This is a genomic window from Acinetobacter tandoii DSM 14970 = CIP 107469 (assembly GCF_000400735.1).
Taxonomy (GTDB): Bacteria; Pseudomonadota; Gammaproteobacteria; order Pseudomonadales; family Moraxellaceae; genus Acinetobacter; species Acinetobacter tandoii.
Window position 1 is genome coordinate 228,906 of sequence record NZ_KE007368.1, and the last position, 6,000, is coordinate 234,905.

The following is a 6,000-nucleotide window of genomic DNA, read 5'->3' on the forward strand; positions in this document are numbered from 1 at the left end:
TTTTTAAACGTAAACTGATACACATCAGATTAGTCGCACCCTGAAACCACATTCAGGCTACAGCGTCTGATGCATTGGATCTGCACAATTTGTAAAGATACGACGATAATTCCGTATCAAGACACTCTTATGTAGGGATGCTCTTCGAGCAATGTGACAGTGAAAGTTACTCACATCCAATGCACCGCTTGTCCGCCAGTGAAGTGTGCAGGTGACTTTAATCGTTTAAAGATTGAAGCCGTATTGCCATCATCAATACGTGAATCAAAACTGGAGCCCATCTTTAAAAAGGCCAGTGAAAACCCTCAGACCACAATTGGTTTATTTGAGATCTGAGTTTGATCCGTGATGTTTGATGTTCGCTACGTGTATAGCGATTTTTTGCTGTGTATCACTATAAGGTGTTACACCCATGAAACGTATGTTGATTAATGCAACACATGCCGAGGAAATCCGCGTTGCACTGGTTACAGGTCAGCGTCTTTACGATTTTGATTTAGAAAATCGTACCCGTGAACAAAAAAAATCGAATATCTATAAAGGTCACGTGACTCGCGTTGAGCCTTCTTTAGAAGCTGTATTCGTTGAATACGGTGCGGGGCGTCAAGGTTTCTTGTCGATGCGTGAAATCGCAAATTCATACTATAAAGCTGACCCGCGCCAGACTTCAAATATCCGTGAACTGATTACTGAAGGCACTGAACTTTTAGTCCAAGTTGAAAAAGAAGAGCGTGGCAACAAAGGCGCTGCACTTTCTACCTTCATTTCTTTGGCAGGTCGCTATTTAGTCCTCATGCCTAACAATCCAAAAGGTGGTGGTATCAGCCGTCAAATTTCGGGTTCGGTTCGTGAAGAATTGAAAGAAATGCTTGCATCACTCAATGTGCCTCGTGGCATGAGCGTGATTGTACGTACTGCGGGTATTGGTCGTTCTCAAGAAGAATTACAACTCGATCTACAGCACCTTCTCGACCTTTGGGCACAAATTCAAAATACAGCGAGTTCTGGTCCATCACCAATGTTGGTGCACCAAGAAGCAGGTGTAGTGACACGTGCCATCCGTGATTACTTACGTGATGATGTCGCTGAAATTTTAATTGACTCTGAGCAAGCCTATAACGAAGCTTATAACTTCGTAAAAGCGGTGATGCCTCGTCAAATCGACAAGTTAAAAACTTATACTTTAAATGAGCCTTTATTTGCTCATTTTGGTATCGAAAGCCAAATTCAAACCGCTTACGAGCGTGAAGTGAAATTGCCTTCTGGTGGTTCAATCGTGATTGACCAAACAGAAGCTTTGGTTTCTATCGACATTAACTCGGCAAAATCGACTCGTGGACACGATGTAGAAGAAACCGCACTCAATACCAACCTTGAAGCTGCTGAAGAAATTGCACGTCAATTGCGCTTACGTGATATTGGCGGTTTGGTAGTGATCGACTTCATCGACATGACCAAAGACCGTAACCAACGTATGGTTGAAGCGAAATTACGTGAAGCCACCCAAAGCGACCGCGCGCGTATTCAGTTTGGTCAATTGTCTCGCTTCGGTTTAATGGAAATGAGCCGTCAACGCTTACGCCCATCTTTAGAAGAAGCCACTGGTTATGTTTGCCCACGTTGCCACGGTACAGGTATGGTGCGTGACTTGCGCTCACTTTCACTTTCAATTATGCGTAAAGTGGAAGAAATAGCCCTACGTGAACGTCATGGTGAAGTGCAAGTTGAAGTGCCTGTAGAAATTGCAGCATTCTTATTGAATGAAAAGCGTCACAGCTTGGTTTACTTAGAACAAACGTCAAATGTGCGTGTAACGGTATTGCCGCACCCACACTTAGAAACGCCTCATTACGAGATTTCTTATAACCCTGAAGGCTTCGCGCCAACCAGCTATGAACGTACTGAAGCAACTCGTTCTAGCGAAAAAGAATTGGGTTATGAAGCTTCAGATTGGCACTTAGAAGATGCCGATCAACAACCAAGTGTTGCACCAGTTGCTGACAAACATGGCAAGAAAAAGCCACAGCAAGCTGCTCAACAACAGCAAACTCCTGCTGCTGCACCAACTGCATCAAGCAGCCCATGTGCATGGTTAGAAAACTTGTTTGTTCAAAAGCAAGCTGCAACTGTAGATCAAGCACGTACAGCAAATAATGCAGCAGCTGCAATTGAGCAAATAGTGAATGGTGGTGCTGTCAGTCGCGGCCAGTTTGGTCAAGTGACTACACCTGTTGCTGTTGCGCCTACGCCTGTAGCCAGCAACAACGTGTACTTATCAGCAACATCTGCTCCACAAAAAGCGGAGCAACGTGACTTTGTAGAAAAAAATTCTGAGAAAGAAGAAAAATCGCAACGTCACAACAAAAAGCGTAACAACAACAAGCAACGCGAACAACGTGAGCAACCACAAGAACAAAATCAAGTGGTTGAAGAAGTTGTGCAAATGACGCGCCAAGAGCAACGTCAAGAACAGCGTGAACAAAAGCGCCAACGTCAGCAACAACGTCACCCTCAACAGCAAGATCAACAGAACGAAATTCATGCTGAGCAAGCTGTACCACGTCGTGACCGTAACAACCAACAGCGTCCAAATCGCCCAAATCGCCACCGCGACCAAAGTGTATTCAATGAACAGCAAGCTGCTGTAGCTACACCTGCTCCAGTCGTGGTCGATGAGCAACAGGTCAAGGTAGAAGTGATTGATGCTCCGCGTCAAGACATCCTGCCGACAGCACTTGTGGTGAATGTTGATCAAGCTCAAAGCGAAATCATTGCCATCAACACAACCTCAACTGCAAAGGCCGTTGAAGCAGAAAAACCTACTACCACAGAAACATCAGAAGTGGTTAAGGCAACTCCTGTAGCGGTTGAACCTGAAGCAAAAGTTGAAGTTGAAGTTCAAACTCAAACACCAACTGCTGAAGTTAAAACAGAGGAGCAAAAACCTCGCTCTGATGGCAAACGTGCGAGCAATGACCCGCGTATGCGTCGTCGTCAACAACGTGATGCTCAAGCTAAACAAGTGCAAGCGCCTAAGCTTAATCCATCACAAGTGCCGACTTTATCACAATACACGGTAGGTAGCTTAATTCGTCAAGTATATGGTGAAGACTGTGCCGTACTGATTGAGCAATTTGGTTTGATTCCAACCTTCAACCGTGCATTAGAAAAGTTCACTGCTGAATATGCAGCGAGCCTCAATACCAGCACTGTAAACATTGAAGTTGAGAAAAAACCTGTCACGCGTGATGTCGAAGTTGCGAAAGCTACTCCTGAAGCTGAACCTGCGCCAGTGTTGGACTTAACACCACCAAAGCCTGAGTCAGAAAAGCGTGTTGCCAATGACCCGCGTGAACGTCGTCGTTTAGCAAAACAAGCCGCTGAGCAAGCTCTAGCACAAGCAAAGCAAGCACAAGCGGAAGAAGCACCAGTTGCAGCTAAACCAACTGCTGTGGCAGTAGTTGAAAACGTTGCTGAGGTGGTTGAACCTGTCGAAGCAGCTACTGAAGTTACTGTAACCGAAGCTGTTGCTGAACCAGTAGTAGCAGAAGATGTAACGGTTGAAACAAAGGCGCCTGCGAAAGCCAAAGCGAAAGCAGAACCTGTACAGACTGAGTTGGCTGTAGATGTTATCGAAGATACAGCGACAGAAGAAACTGCGGCTGAAAAGGAAGAGAAAGAAAAAGCTCGTCCGCGTCGTCCTCGTGGTCGCCCACCGAAAAAAACCACACCTACAGCAGAGTAAGTATTTACCCAATTGTTGTAAAATAATTAAAACCTAGTCATTTCGATGGCTAGGTTTTTTTTGTTATTTTGAACAGATTAGGTTGATTGCACTAGAAAGAAACGATTAAAAGGACAACTGTACAGATTACTTCGTTCAACCTGTAGACAAAGACATCGTATTGGACACGAAAAATAAATAGGATTCTTATGAGCCAAACCACACAGAGCGATCTTATTGGAATTACAGACGTCGCTGCCAAAATCCCACAATTTATTGGAAAACTTCCGCATCTGGTTACAGGGTTGAAACAAGCATATTTACGTACCCCGAACTCACCCGCGGGCTTAGGTATTGCGTTTGAAAAAGCCGTAAAACGCAACCCACATGGCTATGCATTATTATTTGAAGAACAGAAATATACTTACCAGCAACTCAATGATTGGGCAAACCAAATCGGACATTATTATCTGTCGATTGGCGCACAAAAAGGTGATGTCATTGCAGTGATGGTTGAAAACCGCCCAGAACTGGTTGCCAGTGTCTTAGCCTTGGCAAAAATCGGGGTAACTGCTGCTTTAGTGAATACTTCACAAGTTGGCAAAGTCTTGGCACATAGTATTAATTTGGTCAACCCAATTGCACTGATTGTCGGTGAAGAATGCCGCGCTGCCGTAGATGAAATTCGTCAAGAGCTTAATTTGCCTGAGCAGCGCTTTTATTGGTTTGCCGATCAAGAAACACGTCAATATGCAGGTACAGCACCCGCACATTATCTAAATTTAGCCGATGAAATCACCACCTTCCCGACCTTTAACACGCCAACCACACATAGTGTTAAAGGCAAAGATGGACTATTTTACATCTATACTTCGGGCACCACGGGCTTACCGAAAGCGGTCATCTTCACCCATAGCCGCTGGACACTTGCCTATGGCACTTATGGGCACGTGTTGGATTTAAACAGTGATGATGTTATGTACGTTACCTTACCACTCTACCATGCGACAGGCATTGTGGTGTGCTGGTGTGGCGTGATTGCAAGTAGTGCGACTTTGGCATTACGACGCAAATATTCGACCTCTGCATTTTGGAAAGATGTGCAAAAATTTAACGCATCTGCGATTGGCTATGTAGGAGAGCTATGCCGTTACTTAATGGATGCACCTGCATCGGAGTTAGACCATGCCCATCGTGTCAAAAAAATGATTGGCAATGGCATGCGCCCGAATATCTGGGATAAATTTAAACAACGTTTTGGTGTAGAAGAAGTGCTTGAACTCTACGCATCTAGTGAAGGTAACGTTGGCTTTAGCAATGTATTTAATTTCGACAATACTGTCGGATTCTCCCCAACACCGTATGCCATTGTTCAATTCGACAAAGAGAAAAATGAACCTATTCGAGACGCACATGGTTGGTGCCAAAAAGTAAGTAAAGGCGAAGTCGGCTTGTTGATCGGTAAAATTACACGTCGCTCCCCTTTTGATGGTTATACCGACCCTGAAAAAAACAAATCCGTGATTATGTCCAACGTGTTTAAGAACGGGGATGCCTACTTTAATACGGGTGATTTAGTCCGTGATATTGGTTTCCGTCATGCACAGTTTGTAGATCGTCTCGGCGACACCTTCCGCTGGAAAGGGGAAAATGTTTCCACCACCGAAGTCGAGAATATGTTGTGTGAATATCCAAAGATTGTCGAAGCTGTGGTGTATGGTGTAGAAATTCCACACACCAATGGACGCGCAGGCATGGCAGCCATCACCTTAGCAGAGCAAGCCCAACTGAATGAACAAGACCTGCAAGCCATGCTCAGTTGCTTCAAAAAGAGTCTACCTGCCTATGCGATTCCTGTATTTTTACGTGTTCAGAAACAAGTAGAAACCACAGGCACCTTTAAATATCAGAAGAACAAGCTAAAAGAACAAGCTTTCAATCCAGAAAAAACCGATGAGCAAATATTAGTCTTATTGCCAAATAGCAGTGCCTATTGCCATATGAGTACTGAAATTTACAGCAATATTCAGCAGTATCAATATCGCTTCTAAATTGAAATTTTGGCAATTTTTTGCATAAAATCAGGCAAAGTTGTTGTATTTATAATCAAACATCAACAACTTTGCGATTTTTCTCTTGCGCTCGTTCGATATCTTGCTACAATACGCTCCATCAAAACGAGATGGGTCGTTAGCTCAGTTGGTAGAGCAGCGGACTTTTAATCCGTTGGTCCCGCGTTCGAGTCGCGGACGACCCACCACTTATTTTGATTCCTG

General features: G+C 44.3%; 2 protein-coding genes and 1 tRNA gene. All 3 read left to right on the forward strand.

Annotated elements, in window-relative coordinates:
• Positions 1-412: 412 nt before the first annotated feature.
• The 3 genes from I593_RS14445 to I593_RS14455 all read left to right on the forward strand — a co-directional run bounded on the left by I593_RS14445 (position 413) and on the right by I593_RS14455 (position 5,984).
• Positions 413-3,745 carry an Rne/Rng family ribonuclease gene (locus I593_RS14445; protein WP_016168328.1) on the forward strand — a complete coding sequence of 1,111 codons (3,333 nt, stop codon included), beginning with the start codon at positions 413-415 and terminating at the stop codon, positions 3,743-3,745.
• A gap of 188 nt (positions 3,746-3,933) precedes the next feature.
• Complete coding sequence (locus tag I593_RS14450; protein WP_016168329.1) at positions 3,934-5,775, forward strand: long-chain-acyl-CoA synthetase; 1,842 nt, start codon at positions 3,934-3,936, stop codon at positions 5,773-5,775.
• A gap of 133 nt (positions 5,776-5,908) precedes the next feature.
• Positions 5,909-5,984: transfer RNA gene (locus I593_RS14455), tRNA-Lys, on the forward strand.
• Positions 5,985-6,000: the final 16 nt, after the last annotated feature.

Bases quoted from the DNA above. Each gene is read 5' to 3' on its own strand.
- I593_RS14445 (WP_016168328.1), top strand. From the start codon at position 413: ATGAAACGTATGTTGATTAATGCAACACATGCCGAGGAAATCCGCGTT.
- I593_RS14450 (WP_016168329.1), top strand. From the start codon at position 3,934: ATGAGCCAAACCACACAGAGCGATCTTATTGGAATTACAGACGTCGCT.